This is a genomic window from Cognatundibacterium griseum (assembly GCF_014284195.1).
Lineage (GTDB): Bacteria > Pseudomonadota > Gammaproteobacteria > Burkholderiales > Burkholderiaceae_D > Undibacterium > Undibacterium griseum.
In genome coordinates, this window is record NZ_JACOGC010000001.1 from 426,921 (window position 1) to 453,235 (window position 26,315).

At 55.5% G+C, this 26,315-nt stretch carries 21 protein-coding genes; 17 read left to right on the forward strand and 4 right to left on the reverse strand.

What is annotated here, in order from left to right; all coding sequences use genetic code 11:
- The first annotated feature begins 28 nt into the window (after positions 1 to 28).
- The 10 genes from rplJ to H8K27_RS01890 all read left to right on the forward strand — a co-directional run bounded on the left by rplJ (position 29) and on the right by H8K27_RS01890 (position 15,463).
- Positions 29 to 526 carry a 50S ribosomal protein L10 gene (gene rplJ, locus H8K27_RS01845; protein WP_186861529.1) on the forward strand — a complete coding sequence of 166 codons (498 nt, stop codon included), beginning with the start codon at positions 29 to 31 and terminating at the stop codon, positions 524 to 526.
- A 63-nt stretch (positions 527 to 589) separates the two neighbouring features.
- Complete coding sequence (gene rplL / locus H8K27_RS01850; RefSeq protein ID WP_176804715.1) at positions 590 to 964, forward strand: 50S ribosomal protein L7/L12; 375 nt, start codon at positions 590 to 592, stop codon at positions 962 to 964.
- A gap of 214 nt (positions 965 to 1,178) precedes the next feature.
- Entirely contained in the window at positions 1,179 to 5,285 is a 4,107-nt protein-coding gene (gene rpoB, locus H8K27_RS01855; protein WP_176804714.1) for a DNA-directed RNA polymerase subunit beta, read from the forward strand.
- A 310-nt stretch (positions 5,286 to 5,595) separates the two neighbouring features.
- The gene (gene rpoC, locus H8K27_RS01860) at positions 5,596 to 9,819 is read left to right on the forward strand and encodes a DNA-directed RNA polymerase subunit beta' (protein WP_186861530.1); all 4,224 of its coding nucleotides are present in this window, start codon (positions 5,596 to 5,598) and stop codon (positions 9,817 to 9,819) included.
- A 109-nt stretch (positions 9,820 to 9,928) separates the two neighbouring features.
- Positions 9,929 to 10,762: a biotin--[acetyl-CoA-carboxylase] ligase gene (locus H8K27_RS01865; RefSeq protein WP_230418816.1), complete on the forward strand. Its 834-nt coding sequence runs from the start codon at positions 9,929 to 9,931 to the stop codon at positions 10,760 to 10,762.
- Between the two features lie 13 nt (positions 10,763 to 10,775).
- Positions 10,776 to 11,609 (forward strand): type III pantothenate kinase, encoded by an 834-nt coding sequence (locus H8K27_RS01870; RefSeq protein ID WP_186861531.1) that lies wholly within the window; start codon positions 10,776 to 10,778, stop codon positions 11,607 to 11,609.
- Between the two features lie 19 nt (positions 11,610 to 11,628).
- Positions 11,629 to 12,309 carry an SPOR domain-containing protein gene (locus H8K27_RS01875; protein WP_186861532.1) on the forward strand — a complete coding sequence of 227 codons (681 nt, stop codon included), beginning with the start codon at positions 11,629 to 11,631 and terminating at the stop codon, positions 12,307 to 12,309.
- 166 nt (positions 12,310 to 12,475) lie between these two features.
- A complete protein-coding gene (locus tag H8K27_RS01880; protein WP_186861533.1) occupies positions 12,476 to 13,231 on the forward strand; it encodes an IclR family transcriptional regulator in 756 nt (251 codons plus the stop codon).
- Between the two features lie 19 nt (positions 13,232 to 13,250).
- The gene (gene hutG, locus H8K27_RS01885) at positions 13,251 to 14,084 is read left to right on the forward strand and encodes an N-formylglutamate deformylase (RefSeq protein WP_186861534.1); all 834 of its coding nucleotides are present in this window, start codon (positions 13,251 to 13,253) and stop codon (positions 14,082 to 14,084) included.
- Entirely contained in the window at positions 14,081 to 15,463 is a 1,383-nt protein-coding gene (locus H8K27_RS01890) for a formimidoylglutamate deiminase (RefSeq protein WP_186861535.1), read from the forward strand. The genes hutG and H8K27_RS01890 overlap by 4 nt, the downstream gene beginning before the upstream one ends.
- 29 nt (positions 15,464 to 15,492) lie before the next feature.
- On the opposite strand, the gene H8K27_RS01895 is transcribed toward H8K27_RS01890, so the two are convergent.
- Positions 15,493 to 15,999 (reverse strand): hypothetical protein, encoded by a 507-nt coding sequence (locus H8K27_RS01895; protein WP_186861536.1) that lies wholly within the window; start codon positions 15,997 to 15,999, stop codon positions 15,493 to 15,495.
- A 10-nt stretch (positions 16,000 to 16,009) separates the two neighbouring features.
- Complete coding sequence (locus tag H8K27_RS01900) at positions 16,010 to 16,324, reverse strand: NIPSNAP family protein (RefSeq protein ID WP_186861537.1); 315 nt, start codon at positions 16,322 to 16,324, stop codon at positions 16,010 to 16,012.
- A gap of 30 nt (positions 16,325 to 16,354) precedes the next feature.
- On the opposite strand from H8K27_RS01900, the gene H8K27_RS01905 reads away from it, so the two are divergent.
- On the forward strand, positions 16,355 to 16,918 hold the full coding sequence (locus tag H8K27_RS01905) for an Lrp/AsnC family transcriptional regulator (RefSeq protein WP_222610564.1): 564 nt from the start codon (positions 16,355 to 16,357) through the stop codon (positions 16,916 to 16,918).
- A 229-nt stretch (positions 16,919 to 17,147) separates the two neighbouring features.
- On the forward strand, positions 17,148 to 19,928 hold the full coding sequence (locus tag H8K27_RS01910; RefSeq protein WP_186861538.1) for a M16 family metallopeptidase: 2,781 nt from the start codon (positions 17,148 to 17,150) through the stop codon (positions 19,926 to 19,928).
- Positions 19,929 to 20,036: 108 nt separating this feature from the next.
- Here the strand turns inward: H8K27_RS01910 and H8K27_RS01915 are convergent, their stop codons facing one another.
- Complete coding sequence (locus tag H8K27_RS01915) at positions 20,037 to 21,101, reverse strand: 3-deoxy-7-phosphoheptulonate synthase (RefSeq protein WP_186861539.1); 1,065 nt, start codon at positions 21,099 to 21,101, stop codon at positions 20,037 to 20,039.
- Between the two features lie 208 nt (positions 21,102 to 21,309).
- On the opposite strand from H8K27_RS01915, the gene H8K27_RS01920 reads away from it, so the two are divergent.
- The 3 genes from H8K27_RS01920 (at position 21,310) to H8K27_RS01930 (ending at position 23,718) form a co-directional block, all read left to right on the forward strand.
- Positions 21,310 to 22,062 carry a phytanoyl-CoA dioxygenase family protein gene (locus H8K27_RS01920; protein ID WP_186861540.1) on the forward strand — a complete coding sequence of 251 codons (753 nt, stop codon included), beginning with the start codon at positions 21,310 to 21,312 and terminating at the stop codon, positions 22,060 to 22,062.
- A 97-nt stretch (positions 22,063 to 22,159) separates the two neighbouring features.
- Positions 22,160 to 22,678, forward strand: a complete 519-nt coding sequence (sodC, locus tag H8K27_RS01925) for a superoxide dismutase family protein (protein WP_186861541.1) — start codon at positions 22,160 to 22,162, stop codon at positions 22,676 to 22,678.
- A gap of 104 nt (positions 22,679 to 22,782) precedes the next feature.
- Positions 22,783 to 23,718 carry an alpha/beta hydrolase gene (locus tag H8K27_RS01930; RefSeq protein WP_186861542.1) on the forward strand — a complete coding sequence of 312 codons (936 nt, stop codon included), beginning with the start codon at positions 22,783 to 22,785 and terminating at the stop codon, positions 23,716 to 23,718.
- Positions 23,719 to 23,810: 92 nt separating this feature from the next.
- Here the strand turns inward: H8K27_RS01930 and lysA are convergent, their stop codons facing one another.
- The gene (gene lysA, locus H8K27_RS01935; RefSeq protein ID WP_186861543.1) at positions 23,811 to 25,055 is read right to left on the reverse strand and encodes a diaminopimelate decarboxylase; all 1,245 of its coding nucleotides are present in this window, start codon (positions 25,053 to 25,055) and stop codon (positions 23,811 to 23,813) included.
- 153 nt (positions 25,056 to 25,208) lie between these two features.
- Here lysA and H8K27_RS01940 point away from each other — a divergent pair, with 153 nt between their 5' ends.
- Both H8K27_RS01940 and H8K27_RS01945 read left to right on the forward strand, forming a co-directional pair.
- Positions 25,209 to 25,670, forward strand: coding sequence for an Lrp/AsnC family transcriptional regulator (locus H8K27_RS01940; RefSeq protein WP_186861544.1), 462 nt, complete (start codon positions 25,209 to 25,211; stop codon positions 25,668 to 25,670).
- 87 nt (positions 25,671 to 25,757) lie between these two features.
- Positions 25,758 to 26,279, forward strand: coding sequence for a TlpA family protein disulfide reductase (locus H8K27_RS01945; RefSeq protein WP_186861545.1), 522 nt, complete (start codon positions 25,758 to 25,760; stop codon positions 26,277 to 26,279).
- Positions 26,280 to 26,315 lie beyond the last annotated feature (36 nt).

Consider the following 26,315-nt stretch of genomic DNA (forward strand, 5'->3'; position numbering starts at 1 on the left):
GAATGAGTATCACTAATGGAGGTTGACCGTGAGTCTCAATCTGAATGACAAAAAGGCTGTCGTCGCTGAAGTCTCTGCAAAAGTAGCAACTGCACAGACTATCGTCGTAGCTGAATATCGTGGCATCCAGGTCGGTCATTTGACGCAATTGCGTGCATCCGCACGTGCTCAGGGCGTTTACATGCGCGTGTTAAAAAACACACTCGCACGTCGCGCTGTTGAGGGAACTGCATTTGCCAGCCTCGCTTCTGAAATGACCGGTCCGCTGATCTATGCGATCTCGGATGATGCTGTTGCTGCTGCTAAAGTCGTTAATGACTTCGCAAAAGGCAATGACAAACTGGTTGTTAAAGCAGGTAACTATGCAGGCAAATCGCTGGATAAAGCTGGTGTTGTTGCACTGGCAAGCATCCCAAGCCGTGAAGTTCTGTTGGCACAATTGTTGGGCATGATGCAGGCACCTGTATCCGGCTTCGCACGTGGCCTGGCAGCTCTGGCAGCGAAAAAAGAAGCCGAAGCTGCTTAATTGCAGCCTCGCTTTTTCGTCAAATACCGAATCGATGTGATTTAAAAATATTAGGAGTTTCAAATGGCAATTAGCAAAGACGATATCCTGGAAGCCGTAGGCGCGATGTCCGTAATGGATCTGAACGACCTGGTTAAGGCATTCGAAGAAAAATTCGGCGTATCCGCAGCTGCAATGGCAGTTGCTGGTCCAGCAGCAGGCGGCGCAGCTGCTGCAGCTGAAGAGCAAACAGAGTTCACAGTTATTCTGGCTGAAGCTGGCGCGAACAAAGTTGGCGTGATTAAAGCAGTTCGTGAACTGACAGGCCTAGGCTTGAAAGAAGCGAAAGACGTTGTTGATGGCGCACCTAAAGCAGTTAAAGAAGGTGTTTCCAAAGCTGACGCTGAAGCTGCTAAGAAGAAGCTGGAAGAAGCTGGCGCGAAAGTCGAAGTCAAGTAATTCAGCATCAAGGCAAATCTCCGGATTTGCCGAAGTCAAAGGAAGGAATCCTCTTGCAAGAGAGGATTCCTCTTTGGCTTCTTTGTCGTTTCGGGTTGTTTAGTTGTTTATTAAGGCTGAGGGTTGAGACTTGAGGCTTTTTGTCGCAAGGTGTTTGTAATGTGCGTCAGGAATCCTGAATTCTCCTTCCTTCCCTGTCACTCACGGAGTGTCCATGCACTACTCATTTACTGAGAAGAAGCGTATTCGTAAATCTTTTGCGAAGCGCGCCAACGTCCACAACGTTCCGTTCTTATTGGCGACTCAAATCGAGTCGTATCAAAGTTTTTTACAAGAAGACAGAACTGCTGCAAACCGCAAAAATGAGGGCTTGCAATCTGCCTTCACTTCGATTTTTCCTATTGTTTCGCACAATGGGTTTGCTCGTCTTGAGTTTTTATCCTATGTATTAGGCGATCCCGCTTTTGACGTCAAGGAATGTCAGTTGCGCGGACTGACTTATGCGTCTCCGCTACGCGCGAAGGTGCGTCTGGTGATTCTGGATAAAGAGTCGCCGACCAAACCGGTCGTGAAGGAAATGAAAGAGCAGGAAGTCTACATGGGCGAATTGCCTCTGATGACCACTACCGGCTCGTTTGTGATCAATGGTACCGAGCGTGTGATTGTGTCCCAGTTGCACCGTTCGCCGGGCGTGTTCTTTGAACATGACCGTGGCAAGACGCATTCTTCCGGTAAATTGCTGTTCTCGGCACGGATTATTCCTTACCGTGGTTCATGGCTGGATTTTGAATTCGATCCGAAAGATATCCTGTTCTTCCGTATTGACCGCCGTCGTAAGATGCCGGTCACGATTCTGCTGCGTGCAATTGGCATGACCAATGAGCAGATTCTGGCTAATTTCTTCGTTTTCGATAATTTCACGCTGCATAACGATGGCGCTGAAATGGAATTTGTTTCCGAGCGTCTGCGTGGTGAAGTGGCGCGTTTCGACATTACCGATAAGTCCGGTAAAGTGATTGTCGCCAAAGACAAGCGTATCAACGCGAAACATGTCCGCGAAATCGATGCCGGCGGTATCAAGCATATTTCGGTTCCAGAAGATTATCTGATCGGCCGCGTGCTGGCGAAAAACATCATCGACGCCGATACTGGCGAAGTGATTGCGAATGCCAACGACGAGTTGACAGAAGAATTACTGGGTCGTCTGCGCGATGCACGCGTCACTGATATTCAGACCTTGTATACCAACGATCTGGACCAGGGTGCCTACATCTCCCAGACTTTGCGTACCGATGACACCGCTGACCAGATGGCAGCACGCGTGGCGATCTACCGCATGATGCGCCCTGGCGAACCGCCGACAGAAGATTCTGTTGAAGCGCTGTTCAATGGCTTGTTCTACAGCGAAGAGCGTTACGACCTGTCGGCTGTTGGCCGTATGAAGTTCAACCGCCGTATCGGCCGCGACGAGCTGACCGGCGCCATGACTTTGTCTAATGAAGACATCCTCGCCGTGATCAAGATTCTGGTTGAGCTGCGCAATGGCCGCGGCGAAGTCGACGATATCGATCACCTGGGTAACCGTCGCGTACGCTGCGTCGGTGAACTGGCTGAGAACCAGTTCCGTGCCGGTCTGGTGCGTGTCGAACGTGCCGTCAAAGAGCGTTTGGGTCAGGCCGAAGCCGATAACCTGATGCCGCATGACCTGATTAACTCCAAACCGATTTCTGCAGCGATCCGTGAATTCTTCGGCTCCTCCCAGTTGTCGCAGTTTATGGATCAGACTAACCCGCTGTCCGAAATCACGCACAAGCGTCGTATTTCCGCACTGGGACCTGGTGGTCTGACCCGCGAGCGCGCCGGCTTTGAAGTCCGCGACGTGCATCCAACCCACTACGGCCGCGTTTGCCCGATCGAAACACCGGAAGGTCCGAACATCGGTCTGATCAACTCGCTGGCGCTGTACGCGCGTCTGAACGAATACGGCTTCCTCGAAACGCCTTACCGCAAAGTGGTTGACAGCAAAATCACTAACCAGATCGATTATCTGTCTGCGATCGAAGAAGGCCGCTACATCATCGCTCAGGCGAATGCGACCATTGACGGCACTGGCACGCTGGTCGACGAACTGGTGTCCGCCCGTGAAGCTGGCGAAACCATCCTGGTATCGCCGGAGCGCATTCAGTACATGGACGTGGCGACCGGTCAGGTGGTTTCTGTTGCCGCATCGCTGATCCCGTTCCTCGAACACGATGATGCGAACCGTGCGCTGATGGGTGCCAACATGCAACGTCAGGCTGTTCCTTGCCTGCGTCCTGAAAAAGCTTTCGTCGGTACCGGCATCGAACGTACTGTGGCAGTCGACTCCGGCACCACAGTGCAGGCGCTGCGCGGCGGTAAAGTTGATTACATCGATGCGGGCCGTATCGTGATTCGCGTGAATGACGCGGAAGCACAGGCAGGCGAAGTCGGTGTTGATATCTACAACCTGATCAAGTACACCCGTTCCAACCAGAACACCAACATCAACCAGCGTCCTATCGTCAAAGTCGGCGACGTGGTTGCCAAAGGTGACGTACTGGCCGACGGCGCATCGACTGACATGGGCGAACTGGCTCTGGGTCAGAACATGCTGGTCGCGTTCATGCCGTGGAACGGTTATAACTTCGAAGATTCGATTCTGATCTCCGAAAAAGTCGTCGCTGACGACCGCTACACATCGATTCATATCGAAGAGTTGTCCGTTGTGGCACGTGACACCAAACTGGGTGCGGAAGAAATCACACGTGATATCTCCAACCTGGCGGAAAATCAGTTAGCCCGTCTGGATGAATCCGGTATCGTCTACATCGGTGCAGAAGTGACCGCTGGCGACACACTGGTTGGTAAAGTCACACCAAAAGGCGAAACTCAGCTGACACCGGAAGAAAAACTGCTGCGCGCCATCTTCGGTGAAAAAGCGTCCGATGTTAAAGATACATCCCTGCGCGTGCCATCCGGCATGGTCGGCACCGTTATCGACGTTCAGGTGTTCACCCGCGAAGGCATCCAGCGCGACAAACGTGCTCAGCAGATTATCGACGACGAACTGAAACGCTACCGCCTGGATCTGAACGACCAGCTGCGTATCGTGGAAGGCGATGCGTTCGAGCGTCTGGAGCGTATGCTGGACGGTAAGATCGCTGACGGCGGTCCGGCCAAGCTGGCAAAAGGCAGCAAGATCACTAAGGAATATCTGGCCAGCATCGATAAGTATCACTGGTTCGATATCCGCCTGGCATCCGACGATGCGGCGAATGCACTGGTTGCGATGAAAGATTCCATCGCCGAAAAACGCCATCAGTTCGATCTGGCGTTCGAAGAAAAACGCACCAAGCTGACCCAGGGCGACGAATTGCCGCCAGGCGTACAGAAAATGGTCAAGGTGTACCTCGCGGTCAAACGTCGCCTGCAGCCTGGTGACAAGATGGCGGGTCGTCACGGTAACAAGGGTGTGGTTTCCCGTATCGTGCCGATTGAAGATATGCCGTACATGGCGGATGGTACGCCGGCAGACATCGTGCTGAACCCACTGGGTGTTCCGTCCCGTATGAACGTGGGTCAGGTTCTGGAAGTGCATCTGGGCTGGGCGGCAAAAGGTCTGGGTCTGCGTATCGGCGAAATGCTGAAAGCTAAGGCTAAGGTAGAAGAGCTGCGCGAATTCCTGAAAAAGATTTATAACGAATCCGGCAAGAAGGAAGATATCGACGGTTTCAGCGATGCAGAAATTTTGGAACTGACGAATAACCTGAAAAACGGTGTGCCGTTTGCGACACCGGTGTTTGACGGTGCGCATGAATCTGAAATCCGCCGCATGCTGGATCTGGCTTTCCCTGACCATATTGCAGAGCAGCTTGGCATGACGCCATCCAAAAATCAGGTTACCCTGTACGATGGCCGGACTGGTGAAGCGTTCGAGCGCAAAGTGACTCTTGGCTACATGCATATGCTGAAACTGCACCATCTGGTTGATGATAAAATGCATGCCCGCTCGACCGGACCATACTCTCTGGTCACGCAGCAGCCATTGGGCGGTAAAGCCCAGTTCGGTGGCCAGCGTTTCGGTGAGATGGAGGTTTGGGCACTGGAAGCTTACGGCGCGTCTTACGTCTTGCAAGAGATGCTGACCGTCAAGTCCGATGACGTGAATGGCCGTACCAAAGTGTATGAAAACCTGGTCAAGGGCGATCACGTGATTGATGCAGGTATGCCAGAGTCGTTCAACGTTCTGGTCAAGGAAATTCGCTCTCTCGGTATCGATATCGATCTCGAGCGCGATTAATCCGGATCACTGCAAAGCGCTTCCGGCTCGCTGGAAACTGCTTTGCAGCAGATGGAAAAAAATTAGTAATTTGCAGTATGTGTACTACCGCCGCCGCCCGGACGAGATCCGGGCGATGGTCATTCAGTCAGCCAGCAGTTTGGAAGTGAATTCGTTCCCGGTATCTGATGGAACCAGTCCCAGCAAGGGATTCCGGCTCTCCCGTCGATGCGAACAGGGTCAGATGACGAAATTGCTTCTGTTGCAGCACTATTCAGCCAACTAGCGTGAATTTCAAAGTAAATTCGCACGCTTCACTGGAGTGATATACATGAAAGCCCTGCTCGATCTATTCAAGCAAGTCCAGCCAAACGAACAATTCGACGCGATCAAAATTGGTCTGGCGTCTCCGGAAAAAATCCGCTCCTGGTCCTACGGCGAAGTCAAAAAGCCGGAAACCATCAACTACCGTACCTTTAAGCCAGAACGCGATGGCCTGTTCTGCGCCAAGATTTTTGGACCGATCAAAGATTACGAATGCCTGTGCGGTAAGTACAAGCGTCTGAAACACCGTGGTGTCATTTGCGAAAAGTGCGGCGTTGAAGTGACTCTGGCTAAAGTACGCCGTGAGCGCATGGGCCATATTGAACTGGCTTCCCCGACAGCGCATATCTGGTTCCTGAAATCCCTGCCATCCCGTCTGGGTATGGTGCTGGACATGACACTGCGCGATATCGAGCGCGTGCTGTATTTTGAAGCATATGTTGTGACCGATCCCGGCATGACGCCGCTGAAAAAATGCCAGATCATGTCGGAAGACGACTACGCTGCCAAATACGAAGAATACGGTGACGAATTCACCGCATTCATGGGTGCGGAAGGTATCCGTGAACTGCTGCGTTCCATCGATATCGACCGTGATGCGGAAACCCTGCGCACCGAGCTGAAAGAATCCAAATCCGAAGCCAAGATCAAGAAGTACGCGAAGCGTCTGAAAGTGCTGGAAGCGTTCCAGCGTTCCGGCATCAAGCCGGACTGGATGATCATGGAAGTGCTGCCGGTGCTGCCGCCTGAACTGCGTCCGCTGGTACCGCTGGATGGTGGCCGTTTTGCGACCTCCGATCTGAACGATCTGTACCGCCGCGTCATTAACCGTAACAACCGTCTGAAGCGCCTGATGGAATTGCGCGCTCCGGAAATCATCACCCGCAACGAAAAACGCATGCTGCAGGAAGCGGTTGATTCCCTGCTCGATAACGGCCGTCGCGGTAAAGCGATGACTGGCGCGAACAAGCGTCCGCTGAAATCGCTGGCTGAAATGATCAAAGGCAAGGGCGGCCGTTTCCGTCAGAACTTGCTGGGTAAGCGCGTCGACTACTCTGGTCGTTCCGTTATCGTGGTCGGTCCGCAGCTGAAACTGCATCAGTGCGGTCTGCCGAAACTGATGGCGCTGGAACTGTTCAAACCGTTCATTTTCAATAAACTGGAATTGATGGGTCTGGCGACCACGATCAAGGCTGCGAAGAAACTGGTCGAGATTCAGGAACCGGTCGTCTGGGATATTCTTGAAGAAGTCATTCGCGAACATCCTATCATGCTGAACCGTGCGCCTACGCTGCACCGTCTGGGTATCCAGGCGTTTGAGCCAGTGCTGATCGAAGGCAAAGCGATCCAGCTGCATCCGCTCGTCTGCGCGGCGTTCAACGCCGACTTCGACGGTGACCAGATGGCGGTGCACGTTCCTCTGTCGATCGAAGCGCAGATGGAAGCACGCACACTGATGCTGGCGTCTAACAATATTCTGTTCCCGTCCAACGGCGAACCATCGATCGTTCCTTCTCAGGATATCGTTCTGGGTCTGTACTACGCTTCCCGTGAAAAAATCAACGGCAAGGGCGAAGGTATGATGTTCCCGGATGTCTCCGAAGCGATCCGCGCCTGGGACAACAAGGAAGTCGAACTCAGCACCCGTATCACCGTGCGTATCACCGAGTACCCGAAAGATGCGGCAACCGGCGAATTCACCAAGACGATCAAGCGTTACGAAACCACAGTCGGTCGTGCGATTCTGTCTGAAATCCTGCCAAAGGGCTTGCCATTCAGCGTTCTGAACCGTCCGTTGAAGAAAAAAGAAATTTCCCGCCTGATCGATACTTCTTTCCGTAAGTGCGGTCTGCGTGCGACAGTGGTATTTGCCGATCAGCTGATGCAGATGGGTTTCCGCCTCGCGACACGTGCCGGTATCTCGATCTGTATCGACGATATGCTGGTACCACCGCAAAAAGTGACCTTGCTGGCTGCAGCAGAGCATGAAGTCAAGCAGATCGAACAGCAATACGCTTCCGGTCTGGTGACTGCGGGCGAACGCTACAACAAAGTGGTCGATATCTGGGGCAAGACCGGTGATGAAGTCGGCAAGGCGATGATGGAACAGCTCAAAGTTGAACCTGTCACCAAGCGCGACGGCACCGTCGGCACGCAAGAGTCTTTCAATGCGATTTACATGATGGCTGACTCCGGTGCGCGTGGTTCTGCTGCACAGATCCGTCAGCTGGCCGGTATGCGTGGTCTGATGGCGAAACCGGATGGTTCGATTATCGAAACACCGATTACCGCGAACTTCCGCGAAGGTCTGAACGTTCTGCAGTACTTCATTTCCACACACGGTGCGCGTAAAGGTCTGGCCGATACGGCGCTGAAGACAGCGAACTCCGGTTACCTGACACGCCGTCTGGTCGACGTGACGCAGGATCTGGTGGTGGTGGAAGACGATTGCGGTACATCGAACGGTTCTTCGATGAAGGCGATCGTTGAAGGCGGTGAAGTTAACGTACCTTTGCGCGATCTGATTCTGGGCCGTGTTTCTGCCAACGATATCGTGAATCCGGAAACACAGGAAACCCTGTACGCCGCAGGCAGCCTGCTGGATGAAGTGGCTGTAGAGCGTATCGAAGCGCTGGGCATCGACGAAGTCAAAGTCCGCACACCGCTGACCTGCGACACCCGTTATGGTCTGTGCGCGATGTGCTATGGCCGCGATCTGGGCCGCGGCAATCTGGTCAATGCCGGTGAGGCAGTCGGTGTGATTGCTGCGCAGTCCATCGGTGAACCGGGTACACAGCTGACAATGCGTACCTTCCACATCGGTGGTGCGGCGTCCCGTGCAGCAGTGGCCTCTTCCGTGGAAGCGAAATCCAACGGTACGATCCGTTTCACTGCGACGATGCGTTATGTCACGAACGGCAAAGGCGATCAGATCGTCATTTCCCGTTCCGGCGAAGTGCTGATCACTGACGACCACGGACGTGAGCGCGAGCGTCATAAAGTGCCTTACGGTGCGACACTGATCGTCAAAGACGGCATGGTCATCAGAGCCGGTACTGCACTGGCGACATGGGATCCGCTGACCCGTCCTATCATTACCGAATACACCGGTACGGTGAAGTTCGAGAATGTCGAGGAAGGCGTGACCGTTGCGAAGCAGGTTGACGAAGTGACCGGTTTGTCCACGCTGGTGGCGATCGATCCTAAGCGTCGTGGCGCAGCAGGCAAGTCGGTACGTCCGCAGGTCAAGCTGCTGAATGAAAACGGCGAAGAAGTCAAAATCGCCGGTACCGAACACGCTGTGACGATCGGTTTCCAGGTTGGCGCGCTGATTACCGTGAAAGACGGTCAGCACGTGACCGTTGGTGAAGTGCTGGCGCGTATCCCGACCGAATCGCAGAAAACCCGTGATATTACCGGTGGTCTGCCGCGCGTTGCCGAACTGTTCGAAGCCCGTTCCCCGAAAGATGCCGGTATGCTGGCAGAGGTAACCGGTACAGTGGCGTTCGGTAAGGAAACCAAAGGTAAGCAACGTCTGGAAATCACCGACATGGACGGTGAAAAGCACGAATTCCTGATTGCCAAAGACAAGCAGGTGCTGGTGCATGACGGTCAGGTGGTCAACAAGGGTGAAATGATTGTGGACGGCCCGGCCGATCCGCAAGACATCCTGCGCCTCTTGGGTATCGAAGCGCTGGCCCGCTACATCGTTGACGAAGTGCAGGACGTGTACCGCTTGCAGGGTGTGAAGATCAATGACAAGCACATTGAAGTGATCGTGCGTCAGATGCTGCGCCGTGTCGTCGTCGTCAATCCGGGTGATGCCAACTACATCACCGGTGAGCAGGTCGAACGTTCTGAACTGCTGGATGAAAACGATCGCGTGATTGCTGCTGGCGGTATTCCGGCAACTTATGAAAATATCCTGCTGGGTATTACCAAGGCATCGTTGTCGACCGACTCCTTCATCTCCGCGGCGTCGTTCCAGGAAACCACACGGGTTCTGACAGAAGCAGCGATCATGGGCAAGAAAGACGGCCTGCGCGGTCTGAAAGAAAACGTGATTGTTGGTCGCCTGATTCCTGCCGGTACCGGTCTGGCGTTCCACCGCGCACGCAAGATGAAAGAAACCTGGGAAGCCGATGAACGTCAGGCTTTGCTGGATGCAGAGAAAGTCACTTTTGCACCGGCTCCTGAGGTCGCAAACAACCTGACAGACAGCGACGCCTGATCTGCCAGTCAGTATCAGAACGGCACCGCAGCAATGTCTACGGTGCCGTTTTTTTATCTGCTTTCTGAGCAACCGGGACAGCTATTTTCCGAACCATCAAACAACACACATGCAGAATGAATCAAGCACCGCTGCGGCAGCGGACAGACAGTCACGGCACCACAGCACGCTGGCGGCCGATGCAATCCGGCAACGGCGTGATGCCTTCGGTATGCTGGCCGAAGTGGAAGTCGTTGAGACCACGGGTTCCACCAATACCGACCTGATGAACCGGCTACCGGGTCTGGAACGCGCAGTCATGCGGATCGCGTTGCATCAGACCGCGGGCCGCGGGCGCGCTGGCCGCAGCTGGAGTTCGGTGCCGGATGGCATGCTGATGTTTTCACTGGCATGGCCGATGAAGCAGGCCAGTCACCAGTTAATGGGATTGCCGCTGGCTGTGGGGGTGATGATTGCCGAGGTGCTCAACAGCCTGGATGTGAATGTCCGCCTGAAATGGCCGAACGATGTGCTGCGCAATGGCAATAAACTGGCCGGGATTCTGATTGAAAGCGCCGCGCAGCCGGAGCAGGGCAGCTGGATTGTGGTCGGCATAGGATTGAATCTGCTGATTCCCGATACGCTGGAATCCGAGCTGGGACGCACGGTAGCGGACGCGCCCTGGCTGGCGAGAATGGACAGAAATCAGCTGGCAGCGATGCTGTTGAATGCGCTGGCGCGCGGGCTGGATCAATTTGAGCGGGAAGGATTTAGCGGCTTCCTGCAACGCTGGAACGCGCTGCATGCGTATGCCGGCCAGGCGGTGCTGATTCTGGATCAGGGTCAGGTCGTCCGGCAGGGTATCGCGCTGTGCGTTGATACGACGGGTTGCCTGTTATTACAGACGGAACAGGGGCAGGTCAGTATACTGGCCGGGGATGTCTCATTGCGTCCGGCTGACTGAACACGGAAAAACTATGCAACACACCAGCACACCGACAACCGCACACAGCACCGGGCCCAGTCATGCGCAGCAGGCCGGTACGCTGTTGCTGATTGATGCCGGAAATACCCGCATCAAATGGGCGATGGCAGACCGCAGCATGCAGCCTGAAACCGGCATGACCTGGCGCCGCATGGACTCTGTCCCGCATCCGGAGCTGCCTGCGCTGGAAACAGACTGGCAGGCAGATGCGGTGCAGGATATCTGGATTTCCAACGTCGCAGGTCCGGCTGTCCGCGCCCGGCTGGAACAGTTGTGCGCCAGGGTTTTTCCGCAAGCCAGCTGTCACTGGCTGACTTCGCAGGCGGAACTTGCCGGCCTGCGCAACGCTTACCGGCAGCCAGCCCAACTAGGGGTGGACCGTTTTGTTTCCGCTATTGGCGCGCATGCGCTCTTTCCTCAGCAGGATCTGATCGTCGCCACCTGCGGCACCGCTACCACGGTCGATGCTGTGAGTGCCGCCGGTACGTTCAGTGGCGGCATGATCCTGCCCGGCCTGCAACTGATGGCCGGCTCGCTGGCCAGAAACACGGCGCAACTGCCGCAAGTCGCCGGACATACCGGCATGGCGCAGATATTTGCAGACAATACCGATGAAGCGATTGTCAGCGGTTGCATCCATGCCCAGACCGGCGCGATTACCCTGGCCTGTGAGTCGTGGACGCGGCAGACGGGAAAGCCGGTGTTGTGCCTGATTTCCGGCGGTGCAGCGCCCTATCTGGTCCCGCATCTGACAGTGAGGCATCAACATATTCCGAATCTGGTCTTGACGGGCTTGCTGGTCGTGGCACAATCCAGACCGGACTGATTTCTTATCTGACTTGATCATGCTGCGATTTTTCTTCTGGAGTCTGCTGGTGTTGAATGCCTTGCTGCTCGCATTGAATGTGGGCTGGCTGGGTAACTGGTCGCTGGAATCCCATGAGCCGGAACGTCTGAAAATGCAGCATCACGCAGATCAGCTGTTGCAGATTTCCGCCAGCGCTGCGCAGTCCAGAGTCGAACCGGTTCCGGAAGTCAAAGCAGAAATTACCGCCTGTCTGGAAATCGGAAATTTCCTGCAGAACGACGCGCCCAAGATCGAGGAAAAACTCAAAACACTCGCGCTCGGCGATCGCCAGTCGCGTTTGAATGTGAATGAATCTGCCAGCCACATGGTGTTTATCCCTTCGCAGGGAAGTAAAGACGGTGCCGATAAAAAGGTGAGCGAGCTGCGCCGCATTGGTGTGACCGATTTTTTCGTGATTCAGGAACAGGGACCTTTGCACTGGGGCATTTCACTCGGGGTATTCAAAACCGAAGAAGCAGCGAAACAGCATCTCGCCAATCTGAATAACAAAGGCGTGCGTACAGCGCGCATCATGCCGCGAACCGTGACCACCAGCAAATTCGCCTACCAGCTACGCGCACTGAGCGCCGACGAAAAGGCCAAATTTGATCTGATCAAAGCCGGCTTTCCGGCGCAGGAAGTCAGAAATTGTCAGAACACGGCATACAGCAAAAGCTAGGCTGCGTATCTCCCCTTAAAAAAACCGCATGGATATTGGGCTTCGGAGTAGCCTTGGTTTATCGTTTTCCAAGATTAATTTGAAATAAATTCTCATTGAGTGAGAATTTTTGCTTGAGATTTCATTCCGGAGTGCTAGCATCGGCAACATTCAGTGAAAGGTTCCGATGACGACCGACAGCGCCAGATTAAATGCCACCAGCGAACGGGTTTTGCAGCTGCTGGCCTGCATTGCCCGTCAGGGACAGGCCATGTCGGCGCGGGAGCTGGCGCAGCAGACCGCATTGCCGGTCAGCACCGTTTACCGCCATCTGCAGGCCTTAAAAAAATGGGGCTGGGTACAGGAACATGCGCACAGCGGCTTGTATGAGCCGGGACCACTGGCTGTTCAGCTCGCGCATGGTTTCGATCAGCATTCCTGGCTGATGCAGGCTGCGCGCAGCGAGATTGAGCAACTGACCAGCCGCTCCGGCGAAAGCGTTGGCTTGCTGTGTTATCTGCACGGGCAGGTAATTTGTCTGGATATGCAGGACAGTCAGCAGGCGCTGCGTTGCTCGTTTGCCAAAGGGCGTGCCAACTCTGTCGTGCGCGGCGCTTCTGCCAAAGCCCTGCTGGCATTTTTACCTGCGCCGCTACAGCGGCAGATACTGGAGCAGAATTTTCCCGATGCAAACGCCTTCGCCGAACGTGCGACACTCGAACAGGAACTGCAGCACATCCGTCAACAACGCTATGCCGTCAGCGAGAATGAAGTCGATCTCGGTGTCTGGGGTGTGAGCGCACCGGTTTTCTCCGGCAAGGAGCAAGCTATTGCCACCTTGTCGCTGATGGCGCCGGTACAACGCAGCGCATTGCGCCAGACAGATTTCATCAGCATGACCCGCGCCGCTGCAGACCGCATTGGCCTTGCCTTACAACTCTGAGACAGAACAGGAGCACCGCATGACTTCCGTATTCCATTTCCAGGCGGGCAGCGCCCCGCTGCTGATTTCGATGCCGCACGTGGGAACGACGATTGCGCCCGAAGTGGCGGCGCAGATGCTGTCGGTAGCCGCAGAAAAAGCCGACACCGACTGGCATTTGCCGGTGCTCTACAACATGGCGCAGGCGCTTGGCGCTTCAACGATTGCAGCGGAATATTCGCGCTATGTCATTGATCTCAACCGTGCGCCGGATAATGCCAACCTGTATCCGGGGCAGGATACGACGGGTTTGTGTCCGGTCGATACCTTCAGCAAACAGCCTTTATATGCACCAGATCGCCTGCCTTCTGAGGCTGAGGTGCAACGTCGCATAGCGACCTACTGGCAGCCTTATCATCAGCAATTGCAGGCTGAGCTGGAGCGTTTGCTGAGCATGCACGGCCATGTCGTGCTGTGGGATGCGCATTCGATCGCTTCGGTGGTGCCACGGTTTTTTGAAGGCAGATTGCCGGACCTGAATTTTGGCACTGCTGATCAGCATTCCTGCGCTCCCGGCCTGCAGAATACGCTCGCAGCCTGTTTGCAACATTCAGCGGTTGCGCAGAGATACAGCCATGTATTCAATGGCCGTTTTAAAGGCGGCTACATCACGCGTCATTACGGCCAGCCTGCACGCCATATCCATGCCATCCAGCTCGAAATGAGCCAGTGCATTTATATGAATGAAACAGCGCCGTACGCATATCGCCCGGATCTGGCTGCGCAGGTGCAGCCGTTGCTCAAGGAATTGCTGCAAAGCTGTCTGGACTGGCAGCATGCCACAGCCAGCAAAGCGACGGGAGCTTCAGCATGAATCTGCACCAGCATTCAGATCAGCGCGTATTTGCGCAGCACGCCTATTTGCCGCAAGGCTGGACTCAAAATGTGCGGCTGCACTGGAACGCTGCCGGCGACCTGAGCCACATTGAGGAAAATGCCGTGTTGCTGCCCGGTGAGCCACAGGCAGCGCTGCTGTTGCCGGGCATGACGAATCTGCACTCTCATGCCTTTCAGCGCGCCATGGCAGGTATGACGGAGAGCGCCGGAAACAGTCAGGACAGCTTCTGGACCTGGCGCGACCTGATGTACCGCTATGCCTTGCACATCACACCGGCGCAGATACAGGCGATTGCCGCGCAGCTGTATGCAGAATGTCTGCGCCACGGTTATACGGGCGTCTGTGAATTTCATTATCTGCACCGCGATCCGGCGGGTGCCATGTATGCCAGTCCGGCGGAAATGGCGCAGCGGGTGATTGCGGCAGCCAGCCAGACCGGTATCGGTATGACGATGCTGCCGGTGTTGTACAGCTACGCCGATTTCAATGAAAAGCCGCTGCGCGACGATCAGCGTCGCTTTGCTAGCGGCGTTGATGACATTCTGCTGCTGGTGCAAGAACTGGAAACAATGCGCAGCCGTCAGCTTGAAGTCGGCGCCGCACCGCATTCCCTGCGCGCTGCCAGCCTGACGCAGATCCGCGATCTGGTACAGGCGTTGCCGGCTGGCCGGCCATTGCATATGCATATCGCTGAGCAGATAAAGGAAGTCGATGCCTGCATCGCGGCACATGGCCGGCGTCCGGTTGAGTTGCTGCTCGACAGCGGTCTGGTTGATCAGCGCTGGTGTCTGGTGCATGCGACCCACATGACGCCACAGGAAGTCAGAGACGTGGCTGCCAGCAGCGCCGTTGCCGGCATCTGCACCACCACCGAGGGCAATCTGGGCGACGGATTTTTCGATTTGCCAGACTATCTGGCAGCCGGTGGCCGCTTTGGCATTGGCAGCGACAGCCATGCGTCGCACAGTCCGGTTGAAGAATTACGCTGGCTGGAATACGGTCAGCGCCTGCGTCTGCAGGGGCGAAACATTGCCACCTCCGCGCAGCAGAAGCAGGTTGGCGATTTCCTGTGGCAGGCGGCGCTGCAGGGTGGTGCGCAGGCCAGCGGACGGGCTGTCGGCCAGCTGGCAACAGGCTATCGTGCTGACTTCGTGATTCTCGATGATGCCCATCCTAATCTCGCCGGACTGCCGGTGCAGCACGTATTGAACAGCTGGATTTTCGCGGGCAACGACAATCTGGTGCGCGATGTGTATGTCGGCGGACAGCAAGTGGTCAGCAATGGCCGCCATCTGGCGCAAACTGAGATTCAGCAGGCATATGCTGACTGCATGCGCAGTTTGCGGGCCCTGTAACGGGCCGGTGCGATTCGGCTATGCCGGCTTTACTTTATTCTGCGCATTTGCATACGCCAGTTGGTCTCCCAGTTTGCACCGCCGTCATCGGACATTGCCTGTTCCCATTTTGCTGAATCGGCGGTGATGTCTGACCAGGTGTAGCGCACGCGTACCGGCTTGCCGTCCAGCATGTCGTCGCCTTCAAAGATCCCTGTACCCTGATGAAAGCGGCCGACGACCGGCGGCGTCAGTATGCCTGCGCCGTCCAGCCCGCCGCTTTGATTATCCAGCCAGTAAATACTCCAGCATGCAGTGACTGGATTGAATATACGCAGCGACATCCCGACAAATCCGGGACGCCAGTCTGGTGCTGAAAAATCGTCGTAATTACCAATTCCGCCGGGCAGCTGGCATACGGTTTGTGTGGCTGAAAAATGTTCCCATTCAGTAGCGCTTTGCAAGCGCCGGGTCAGACGTTGATTCTCGATGTGCCAGTGGCCGATAAAAAAATCGAAAGCCTGTTGCGCTGGTTGAATGTTGTCTGAGTGATTCATTGTTCATCCTTTAGTTTTGAAATGACTGACGTGCAATCGCGACGTTCTGGTAGCTGACGATGAGTGCGACGATGGCGTTGCGCGGACCATTCCGCCAGGCTTCGCTTTCATAAAACTGCGCCTGACTGCGCTGCAAATGACCGACATCGCGGTACGCCCGGATCAGACAATACGCATCGTCCTGTTGCAGGCTGGGGCCGTAAAAAACCACTTCCATTCCGGCTGCCTGCAACAGCGGGAGTGCGGCTTCCTCCATCAGTTGATGAAAGCGTGCGGTGCTTGCGGGCAGTAATTGATAGTTCCGGATTTCCAGTAATTGATTCATCTTTTTCCTCGGTTGATCAGGGAGAAACCGATGGCTATGTTAAAGTTTATGCACGTACAGGCACAGACAGAAACGAAAGTCTTCACAGGCTGTCAGGCACAGATTAAACAGATTTTTTGGGGGCAGACTTTGGATTTGGAACTGGATAACTACAACAGAAAAATTCTGGCTTTATTACAAACGAATGCGCGCCTCAGCTGGACAGAAATTGGCCGGCAAGTGCATCTGACTGCTCCCGCTGTTGCCGAACGGGTCAGGCAAATGGAAGAGGCCGGCGTGATAGGCGGATACCGCGCCGTAATCGATTTGCGCAAGATCGGCTACAGCTTTGAAGTCTTCGTTCAGGTAATCGTCGATTCGCACAAGGCGCTCGATGCCTGGGCGGCACAGCATCAGGAAGTGCTCGCTTTGCATGCGACCACCGGCGAGCATTGCGCTATCCTGCGGCTGGGCTTGCGCAGCCCTGCGCATTTGCAGCAAATACTGGAATCGCTGGGCTGTCTGGGTAAAACCTCGACGGCGATGGTGTTATCGACGCAAATGGAACAGCGGCTGCGGGTACCGGCCGATCAGCTCGAAAATGCTGCCAGATAAGCGCCGGCAGTCGCAGTGAAGTCACAATATTCATCCTGAAAAAACAGAGTTCTGGCATTTCGTCCGCAGATTGAGCGCTTTCATCGCTGTTTTCCCAGCTTCATCAAAAAATTTACATAATAAATACTAAATTTGTTATGCTGGCGCTCTCGTTTTTTACTAAAACGATAATATTTATCCGACATAATTTGTGCAGCTGATAACGCGTTTAACTTTGGATGACATCACAATGAAATTAAAACCCATTTGCTTTGCATTTGCGCTCGCCTTTAGTGCCGCAGGCGCGCTGCCTGTGTTGGCCGCGGCTCCGAAAACGGCGGTTGCTCCGGCCGCTGCGTATACATCGGTAGAAGGCATTACCGAATACCGTCTGCCGAACGGCCTGCGCGTATTGCTGGCGCCGGATGCGTCCAAGCCGACGACGACTGTGAATGTGACCTATCTGGTTGGTTCGCGCTATGAAAGCTACGGCGAAACCGGCATGGCGCACTTGCTGGAACATATGGTATTCAAAGGCACCAAAGCACGCGGCAACATCATGCAGGAACTGAGCAAGCGCGGCATGCAGTTTAACGGCACCACTTTTTACGATCGCACTAATTACTTTGAAACTTTCCCCGCCAGCGAAGACAATCTGAAATGGGCGCTGGAAATGGAAGCCGACCGCATGGTGAATTCCAAGGTCGCGCGGGTTGATCTGGATACCGAATTCTCCGTCGTGCGCAATGAAATGGAAATCGGTGAAAACCGTCCTTTCAGCGTTCTGTGGAAGCAGCTCAGCGCCGTCACCTTTGACTGGCACAATTACGGCCACAGCACCATTGGCGCGCGTTCCGACGTGGAGGGCGTGAAGATCGACAATTTGCAGGCGTTTTATCACAAATACTATCAGCCGGATAACGCGGTCCTGATGGTGGCAGGCAAATTTGATGTGCAGAAAACACTGGCGCTGATCGAAAAATCATTCGGTGCCGTTGCCCGCCCAGCGCGTACCCTGAGCAATACCTGGACCCGCGAGGCCACCCGCGACGGCACACGTGAAGTCACCGTGCGCCGGGTTGGTGACCAGCAGCTGGCAGCAGTGCTGTATCCGACAGCGGCCGGCAGCCATAACGATGCGGCTGCTGTGGCTGTTCTCAGCGATATTCTCGGTTCATCACCGAATGGCCGCCTGTACAAGAAACTGGTGGAAAATAAACAGGCGGTGAATGTCAATGAAATGGCGTTCCAGCTGGCCGAGCCAGGTTATGTGATGTTTCTGGCGGTGCTGAACAAGGAACAGAAAATCGAACAGGCCAAATCGACACTGATTGAGACCGTCGAAGGACTGGCGAAAGAACCTGTGACCGAAGCGGAATTAAAGCGCGCCAAAACCAGCTTGCTCAACGACATTGAAAAGACCATTAATGATCCGCAGCGCCTGTGCGTGGCAATGTCAGAATCGATTGCGCTGGGTGACTGGCGTCTGTTCTTCATCGAACGTGACCGGATTGAGGCGCTGACGGTGGCGGATGTGCAGCGCGTGGCGCAGCATTACCTGAAGCAGGATAACCGCAGCTACGGACAATATCTGCCGGTTGAAAATCCTGACCGTGCTGAAATTCCTGCCACGCCGGATGTGGCGAAACTGGTGGATGGGTACAAAGGCCGTGCCAGCGTGAGCACCGGTGAAACCTTCGATACTTCCACCGTGAATATTGATAAGCGGACTGAAAAACTGACGCTCGCCAATGGCGCGAAAGTCGCCCTGCTGAGTAAAAAGACCCGTGGCGAAACCGTCAATGGCCGCATTACCCTGCACATGGGCGATGAGCAATCTCTGTTCGGCAAAATCACGGCTTCTGATCTGACTGCCGACATGCTGATGCGCGGCTCATCCAAATTCAGCCGTTCGGAGCTCGATACCCGCCTGGGTGAACTGAAAGCCAAGATCAACATCTCGGGTAAAGGACAGACACTGTCCGTCAGTTTTGAAACAGTACGCAGCAATCTGCCGGCTGTGCTCGACCTGCTGCGCGATGTGTTGCGGACGCCGGCATTCCCGCAGAGCGAATTTGATCTGCTGGTGAAGGAAAATCTGGCGGCGATCGAGGCATCCCGGAATGAACCGCAGTCGGTCGCAACCCGGGCACTGAGCGCATTGAGAAATGCACCTTACAAAAATGGCGACGTGCGCTATACCAAATCGTTTGATGAATCTGCCGCAGAATACGGCGCCGCCAAGCTCGACGCGGTGAAGGATTTCTATAAAACTTTCTATGGCGCCAATCATGCGGAATTCAGTCTGGTCGGCGATTTTGATGCGGCAGACGTGAAAACCAGACTGGCTTCATTGCTGGGCGACTGGAATGCGGCAACCGCGTTTAAGCGCGCTCCGGATCTGAATCTCTCGGCAGAATCCCAGTCGAAATTGATGGAAACACCGGACAAGGCAAATGCTTTCTATCTGGGCTTTTTACCATTCCAGTTAAACGATCAGGCTCCTGAATATCCGGCCTTGCTGGTGGCTAACAATATTCTCGGCGGCGGCATCAAATCCCGTCTGTTCAACCGTCTGCGCCAGAAAGAAGGCATCAGTTACGGTGCCGGTGCTTCGTTGAGCGTGCCGTCTGAAGATCAGAGTGCAGCAGTGATTTTGTATGCGATGTATGCGCCGCAAAATCTGGAAAAGCTGCGTAACGGTGTAAAGGAAGAACTGGCGCTGCTGGTGAAGGATGGCGTGACGGCAGCGGAACTGGCCGATTCCAAGCAGTCTCTGGCGCAGGAAATGCAGATTCGCCGTGCGCAGGATCCGGCCTTGTCGGCGCAGTTGCGCAATCAGCTGTACCTGAACCGCACGATGGCGTTTGATGCTGCCATTGAAGCAAAAATTGCGGCATTAACGCTGGATGATGTGAATGCCGCGATTCGCAAATATGTGAAGCCTGACAGCTTTGCCCATTTCTATGCCGGTGATTTTGCCGGTGCGGCGAAGAAGGCAACGGCTGCAGCTGCCGCTGCCGCGAAGTAAGGGATCAGGGAGCCGGTATGCTGCGGCAGACAGACGCAGCAACATACCGCTCTCTTCACCGGAAAAACCGCCAGTCTGACTGGCGGTTTTTTTTATGGCGGAGACAGTTTATTGTGCGCTACGGGTTCTGAGTCGCGTTGCTGCTTCGCGCAGCATGCTGGCCGTGGTGTCCCAGTCCACACAGGCATCCGTGACCGAGCAGCCGTATTTCAGCTGACTCAGGTCTTCCGGTATCGGCTGGTTGCCGGCAACGATGTTCGATTCAATCATGACGCCGACGATCGAGGTATTGCCATTGGCAATCTGATTCACCACATCGGCCATCACCAGCGGTTGCAGTTCCGGTTTTTTGTAACTGTTGGCATGCGAGCAGTCGACCACGATATTCGGCCGCAGCTTGGCCTTGACCAGCGCTTGCTGCGCCATCGCGACCGAGACTGTGTCGTAGTTGGGGCGGTCGCCGCCGCCGCGCAGGACGACGTGGCCATACTGATTACCGCTGGTTCTGACAATCGCCACCCGGCCCTGGCTGTTCAGTCCGAGGAAGGAATGCGGGTGCGATGCCGATAAAATCGCGTTGATCGCAATGCTGATATCGCCATCCGTACCGTTTTTGAAACCCACCGGCGTTGACAGCCCGGAAGACATTTCACGGTGGGTCTGCGATTCTGTTGTGCGTGCGCCGATGGCGGTCCATGCAATCAGGTCACCCAGATACTGCGGCGAGATCGGGTCCAGTGCTTCCGTCCCCGTCGGCAGACCGAGTTCGCAGACATCCAGCAGAAAGCGGCGCGCTTTTTCCATGCCCTCATCGACCCGGAAAGAGTCATCCATATACGGGTCGTTGATGTAGCCTTTCCAGCCGGTCGTGGTCCGCGGTTTTTCAAAGTACACCCGCATCACCAGCAGCATCACGTCCTTGACCTCTTCCTGCAATGCCTTCAGACGGCGCGCATAATCCAGACCGGCAACCGGATCATGGATCGAGCAGGGGCCGACCACCACGAACAGGCGCGGGTCTTTGCGTTCCAGAATACGGCGCAGTGTCTCGCGGCTCTGTTCGACCACATCGCCAGCCAGGTCGCTGAGCGGCAGGCGGGCATGCAGTTCTTCCGGCGTCGGCATGTTGTCAAAAGAGGTGACATTGATATTTTCAAGTGCGGTGTGTGTCATGGCTGATCAGTAAGTGGAAAGGTTTGTCTGCCATTATGAACCAATTTGCTGCTTTGCCGCAAAAGCAGTTAAAAATGGCTATTCCCCGTCAAAATTGGCATCGCCTATACAGACGGCTTCCTGAATTCCCGCATTCTGTTACCGGCAATGATTGTTTTCGCGTGGCACAATCAGTCTTTACATCAGAACAAATCAAATGGAAATTGCCATGTTAACGACCGCCCAGCTTCAGGCGTTTGATACCGGAGGCTTTTTGGTATTGCCGAAACTCGCCACGCCGGAATTTTGCGAATCTCTCATCTGCTTAGCAAAGCAGCAGCTGGAGGCGCATGCCGCGCCGATTGAATACGAAGCCGATACCCGCTATCCGGGAGCGCCGGTTTCGCGCGAAGCGGAGGGCGGACAGACGGCACGCCGTCTGCTGCAGGCGTATGCGCGCGACCCGGCAATCGCTGCCTGGGCCACCGGTTCCGCACTGGCGACGCCGCTCAAACAGCTGCTCGGGCCGCATGTGCTGCTGTCACAGGCGCATCACAACTGCATCATGACCAAACAGCCCCGCTATTCCACCGCTACCGGCTGGCATCGCGACAGCCGTTACTGGCATTTTCAGCGCGCCGAGCTGGTGTCGGCGTGGCTCGCATTGCGGCAGGAAACGGTGGAAAACGGCTGCCTGCTGGTGATTCCAGGTTCGCACCGGCGTGTGATTGATGCAGCGCAGCTGGATGATGCCCAGTTTTTGCGGACGGATTTGCCGCAAAACCAGGATTTGCTCGCGCAGGCAGTGACGGTGCCGCTGGCGCAGGGCGATGTGTTGTTGTTCCACAGTAATCTGTTTCATGCCGCTGGGCGCAACCAGACCGGGGACACGAAATTTTCCATGGTATTCACTTACCGTGCAGCAGATAACCCACCCGCACCCGGCTCCCGTTCGGCCAGCCTGCCGGAAAAGAGTTTGTGAAAAAAACAGGTATAGTGTGATCTCGCTGTCGCCGGATCAAGCCCCGGGCGGCGCAATTCCGGATGTACGGGAAATGATTTCACAGTTAAGGAGAAACATGATGGCAATCTTCAGATGGAGTATAGCGGCTGCCTTGTTGGTGAGTGGTATGGTGCAGGCACAGACGGTCGAATTGCAATTTGTGGACGCGAACGGCAATACCGGACCGGCAGGAAAGGTGATGCTGGAAGATACCGCGTATGGTTTGCTGATTACGCCGGAATTAAGCGGCTTGCCCGCCGGTCTGCACGGCTTCCATGTGCATGCCAATCCGTCCTGTGCGCCGGGTATGAGTAATGGTGTCGCCGCTGCTGCCATTGCCGCTGGCGGGCACTGGGATCCGGAAAAAAGCAATGCGCATCAGGGGCCGTATGGCAAGGGACATAAAGGCGACCTGCCTGCCCTGTATGTGAACGCCGAAGGAAAAGCCAATTATCCGGTGCTGGCGCCGCGTCTGAAAGCGGCCGACCTGAGCGGCCATGCACTCATGATCCATGCCGGCAGCGATAATCACAGCGACCATCCGGCTGCGCTGGGCGGCGGCGGTGCCCGCATGGTCTGCGGTGTTGTTTCCTGACGCACTGACCGATTCTGTCGTGAGCAAAAAACCTCGCGTCTGACGTGAGGTTTTTTTATGGATTCAACAAATTTAGATCAGGTTTTTTTGCGGGAGAGAAGCAAATGCGGATTGCTGTTAAAACAGGTTTGCCGGGCATCTTATGCTGCATGCTGCTGTTCGCCGCAATCGTAACCGGGAAGGCCGGAACTGCGGTTGCCGGAACGGTGCTGACAGAACCCAGACCCGTTCTGCAGACCGTGACAGCTTGCGGTACGGATACGCCGGTCAATCTCGATATGCTGACTCCGGCGCAGGGGACGGGGCCGTATCCAGCGGTGCTGGTGGTGCATGGGGGCGGCTGGCTCAGCGGCTCGCGCACTGATCTGCGTGGCTTGCTGCTGCAACTCAGCCGCTGGGGTATGCTGGGTGTCAGTGTCGATTACCGGCTGGCGCCTGCGGCCCGCTTTCCGGCGCAGATTGAAGATGTGAAATGCGCAGTACGCTGGCTGCGCGCGCATGCTGCGGAGTATGGCATTCAGGCCGACCGGATCGGGGCGCTGGGTATTTCTGCCGGAGCGCATCTGGTAGCGCTGACGGCGCTGACCGCCGGACAATGGGAACAGTATGGCGGCAATCCGCAAGTCAGCAGTGCGTTACGCTGTGCGGTGATGCACGCGCCGCCGCTGAATTTACCTGCCTGGTGGGAAGACGCTGATCCGGCCATGCGCGGCCCGATGTCGCCACGGGTGATGCTCAACACCTTGTTCGGCGCGGATTACGCCGGGGCGAAGCAGGCATACCGCATGGCAAGTCCGGCAAGCTATACGCACTTTGACAGGCAGCAGAAGCAGACTATTCCTGCCATGCTGCTGATTCAGGGAGAAAAAGATGTGACGGTACCGGTCAGCCAGTCGCGTCAGTTTGCCGCGCAGTTGCGGCAGGCAGGCGTTGCGCTGGAACTGATGACGCTGGCCGATGGCGACCATTTCACCTTCGGTTCGCAGGGAGCGCAGGTCGGCGAAAAAATTCGTGCCTTCCTGACCGGCTGCCTTCAATGAAACAGCGCAGGGCTGCCCTCTCTGTTTCCTTGCCTGCGCTGCTCTGAACAGAGAGCGGGGTGGGCTCCGCTGTTTCTCTGGCAATCAGATAGTCAGATTTCCAGTGCCAGCAATTCCTGTATGGTCTGGCGACGGCGAATCTGGCGGATGGTATCGCCATCGACCAGCACCTCAGGAATCAGCGGACGCGAATTGTAATTCGATGACATGCTGGCACCGTAAGCACCGGCATCGTGAAACACAAACAGATCGCCGATTTCGCAGGCAGGCAGATTCTGGGTGGTGACAACGCCGCCATCTTCCTGCGTGAACACGTCGCCGGATTCGCACAACGGCCCGGCCACCACCGTCGGCTGCAAGGCTGTCTGGCGCTCTCTGCCATCCGGAGCATGGGCACTGATCCTGTGATAACTGCCGTACATCGCCGGACGTGCCAGATCGTTAAAGCCGGCATCGACCAGCGCAAAGAAATTATTTCCGACTTTTTTCTGCGCACGCAGTTCCGAAATCAGGATGCCGGACTGCGCCACCAGAAAACGCCCCGGCTCGATTTCCATGCTGATGCGATGACCGAGATGCGCTTCAATCGCTTGCCGCGCCTTGTTCCAGATCTGGAAATAATGGTCGGTATCTACCGTTGCCTCACCCGTGCGGTAAGGAATCGAGAGGCCGCCGCCAATCGAGATCGCAGGCAGATCGCGGTTCAGCGTCTTGACCTGCGCAATCATTGCATCGCACACGCTTTGCAGGTGATCGTAATCGACACCGGAACCGATATGCATGTGCAGGCCGGCCAGTTGCAGACCATACTGGTCAATGATTCGCAAAGCCTGCGGCAATTCTTCAAACCAGATGCCGTGTTTGCTCTGTTCGCCGCCGGTGTTGGTCTTGCGGCTGTGGCCGTGCCCAAAACCGGGATTGATACGCAGCCAGACGGCATGTTCGCGATGCGCCTGGCCGAGTTGCTCCAGCATTTGCGGAGAGCCGCAGTTGACCGGGATATTCAGTTCCACCACGCGTTTGAGGGCATGGCGGTCCAGCAGATCGGCGGTGAAAACGATGGGAGCATGCTGCTGGCCGGCAGCCTGAGGGTCATAACCGGCAGCCAGTGCGCGTTCAACTTCGCCCAGCGAAACCGAATCCACCAGCACACCTTCGGCGCGCATCAGGCGCAGCAGATGCACATTGCTGGAGGCTTTTTGCGCAAAGCGGATGACATCAAACTGTTTCAGGCGCGCGATCTGCTGCCGGATGATGCTGGCGTCGTAAGCCCAGCAAGGTGTCTGGAAGTCCCGCGCGATCTGCGCGATCTGGGTGTTGCTGATAGAAGTCGTCATGATGATTTCTCAAAAAAGGCGGCGCTGTTGCGGTGGCGCGGCTGGTTAAGCATGACCCAGACTTTAACAAGTGTTTCGCCCGGGATGAATACGATATGATTGGTAAATCAATTCAGATTCAATGAATTCATCGGAAAATAACGGATATTGCTTATGAACCTGAAAATCGACAGCTTTGATCAGAAAATTTTAATGTTATTGCAACAGGATGCCCGTATGTCGCATGCAGAAATCGGGCGGCAGGTGCACCTGAGCCAGCCTGCGGTGTCTGAACGCATCAAACGGCTGGAAGCTGCCGAAGTGATACGCGCTTATCGCGCAGAAATCAACCCGAAGGCACTGGGTTATCAGATCACCGCCATGATACGGCTGTCAACCCAGCAGGGGCGGCCGTATGCGCAATATGTGGCTGCCTGCCCGGAAATCATCGACTGCTATACGGTGACCGGGGAAGATGGCGCCGTGATGCGGGTGCTGGCGACGGATGTGGAACATCTGCAGCGGATTATCAATGCACTCAATGCGTTCGGATCAACTTCCACAGCGATTGTGCTGACCACGCATGTCGCTGGGAAAACCATGACTGTGCCGGCGCCGGATCAGAACGAAGCTTGATCGGGCTCAGGTGCCGGGCCGGAACGGTCGCCCATAAAAACGTATAATGTCCGCTTGTGATCGAAGACCGCGTCCGAAGGAAAGTCCATGTTAGCGCCATCCTCACCCCGTAAATTTACCCTGTTCAGCGTGATCGCCGGGCTGGCCCTGCTGATTCTGGGCGGCTTATTCTGGCAATCCCTGCACGCCAGGCCGCTGATGCCGGACGTCATCTTCACCAACCTCAAGGGTGAGCGGATGAGCAGCCAGCAGTTGCGTGGCAAGGTGCTGATGGTGAATTTCTGGGCCACATCCTGTTCGACCTGCATCGCTGAAATGCCACGCATGGTTGAAACCTACAATAAATACCATGCGCAAGGGCTGGAATACATTGGTGTGGCCATGAGCTACGACCCGCCGAACTATGTGCTGAATTACACCGAAACACGGCAATTACCGTTTCATGTCGCGCTTGATCCCCAGGGGAAGCTGGCGCAGGCTTTCGGTGAAGTCAAATTAACCCCGACAACGTATGTGATCGATAAGCAGGGGCAAATCCTGAAGCGCTATGTTGGCGAACCCTCGTTTTCCGAGCTGCATGCTTTGCTGGAAAATGCGCTGAAAGCCTGAACACAGCTTCAATACAGCTGGAATGCAGCTGGAATA

Excerpts from the sequence above, each read along its gene's own strand:
- rplL (WP_176804715.1), top strand. The coding sequence starts at position 590 with ATGGCAATTAGCAAAGACGATATCCTGGAAGCCGTAGGCGCGATGTCC.
- rpoB (WP_176804714.1), top strand. The coding sequence starts at position 1,179 with ATGCACTACTCATTTACTGAGAAGAAGCGTATTCGTAAATCTTTTGCG.
- rpoC (WP_186861530.1), top strand. The coding sequence starts at position 5,596 with ATGAAAGCCCTGCTCGATCTATTCAAGCAAGTCCAGCCAAACGAACAA.
- H8K27_RS01865 (WP_230418816.1), top strand. The coding sequence starts at position 9,929 with ATGCAGAATGAATCAAGCACCGCTGCGGCAGCGGACAGACAGTCACGG.
- H8K27_RS01870 (WP_186861531.1), top strand. The coding sequence starts at position 10,776 with ATGCAACACACCAGCACACCGACAACCGCACACAGCACCGGGCCCAGT.
- H8K27_RS01875 (WP_186861532.1), top strand. The coding sequence starts at position 11,629 with ATGCTGCGATTTTTCTTCTGGAGTCTGCTGGTGTTGAATGCCTTGCTG.
- H8K27_RS01880 (WP_186861533.1), top strand. The coding sequence starts at position 12,476 with ATGACGACCGACAGCGCCAGATTAAATGCCACCAGCGAACGGGTTTTG.
- hutG (WP_186861534.1), top strand. The coding sequence starts at position 13,251 with ATGACTTCCGTATTCCATTTCCAGGCGGGCAGCGCCCCGCTGCTGATT.
- H8K27_RS01890 (WP_186861535.1), top strand. The coding sequence starts at position 14,081 with ATGAATCTGCACCAGCATTCAGATCAGCGCGTATTTGCGCAGCACGCC.
- H8K27_RS01895 (WP_186861536.1), bottom strand. The coding sequence starts at position 15,999 with ATGAATCACTCAGACAACATTCAACCAGCGCAACAGGCTTTCGATTTT.
- H8K27_RS01900 (WP_186861537.1), bottom strand. The coding sequence starts at position 16,324 with ATGAATCAATTACTGGAAATCCGGAACTATCAATTACTGCCCGCAAGC.
- H8K27_RS01905 (WP_222610564.1), top strand. The coding sequence starts at position 16,355 with ATGGCTATGTTAAAGTTTATGCACGTACAGGCACAGACAGAAACGAAA.
- H8K27_RS01910 (WP_186861538.1), top strand. The coding sequence starts at position 17,148 with ATGAAATTAAAACCCATTTGCTTTGCATTTGCGCTCGCCTTTAGTGCC.
- H8K27_RS01915 (WP_186861539.1), bottom strand. The coding sequence starts at position 21,101 with ATGACACACACCGCACTTGAAAATATCAATGTCACCTCTTTTGACAAC.
- H8K27_RS01920 (WP_186861540.1), top strand. The coding sequence starts at position 21,310 with ATGTTAACGACCGCCCAGCTTCAGGCGTTTGATACCGGAGGCTTTTTG.
- sodC (WP_186861541.1), top strand. The coding sequence starts at position 22,160 with ATGATGGCAATCTTCAGATGGAGTATAGCGGCTGCCTTGTTGGTGAGT.
- H8K27_RS01930 (WP_186861542.1), top strand. The coding sequence starts at position 22,783 with ATGCGGATTGCTGTTAAAACAGGTTTGCCGGGCATCTTATGCTGCATG.
- lysA (WP_186861543.1), bottom strand. The coding sequence starts at position 25,055 with ATGACGACTTCTATCAGCAACACCCAGATCGCGCAGATCGCGCGGGAC.
- H8K27_RS01940 (WP_186861544.1), top strand. The coding sequence starts at position 25,209 with ATGAACCTGAAAATCGACAGCTTTGATCAGAAAATTTTAATGTTATTG.
- H8K27_RS01945 (WP_186861545.1), top strand. The coding sequence starts at position 25,758 with ATGTTAGCGCCATCCTCACCCCGTAAATTTACCCTGTTCAGCGTGATC.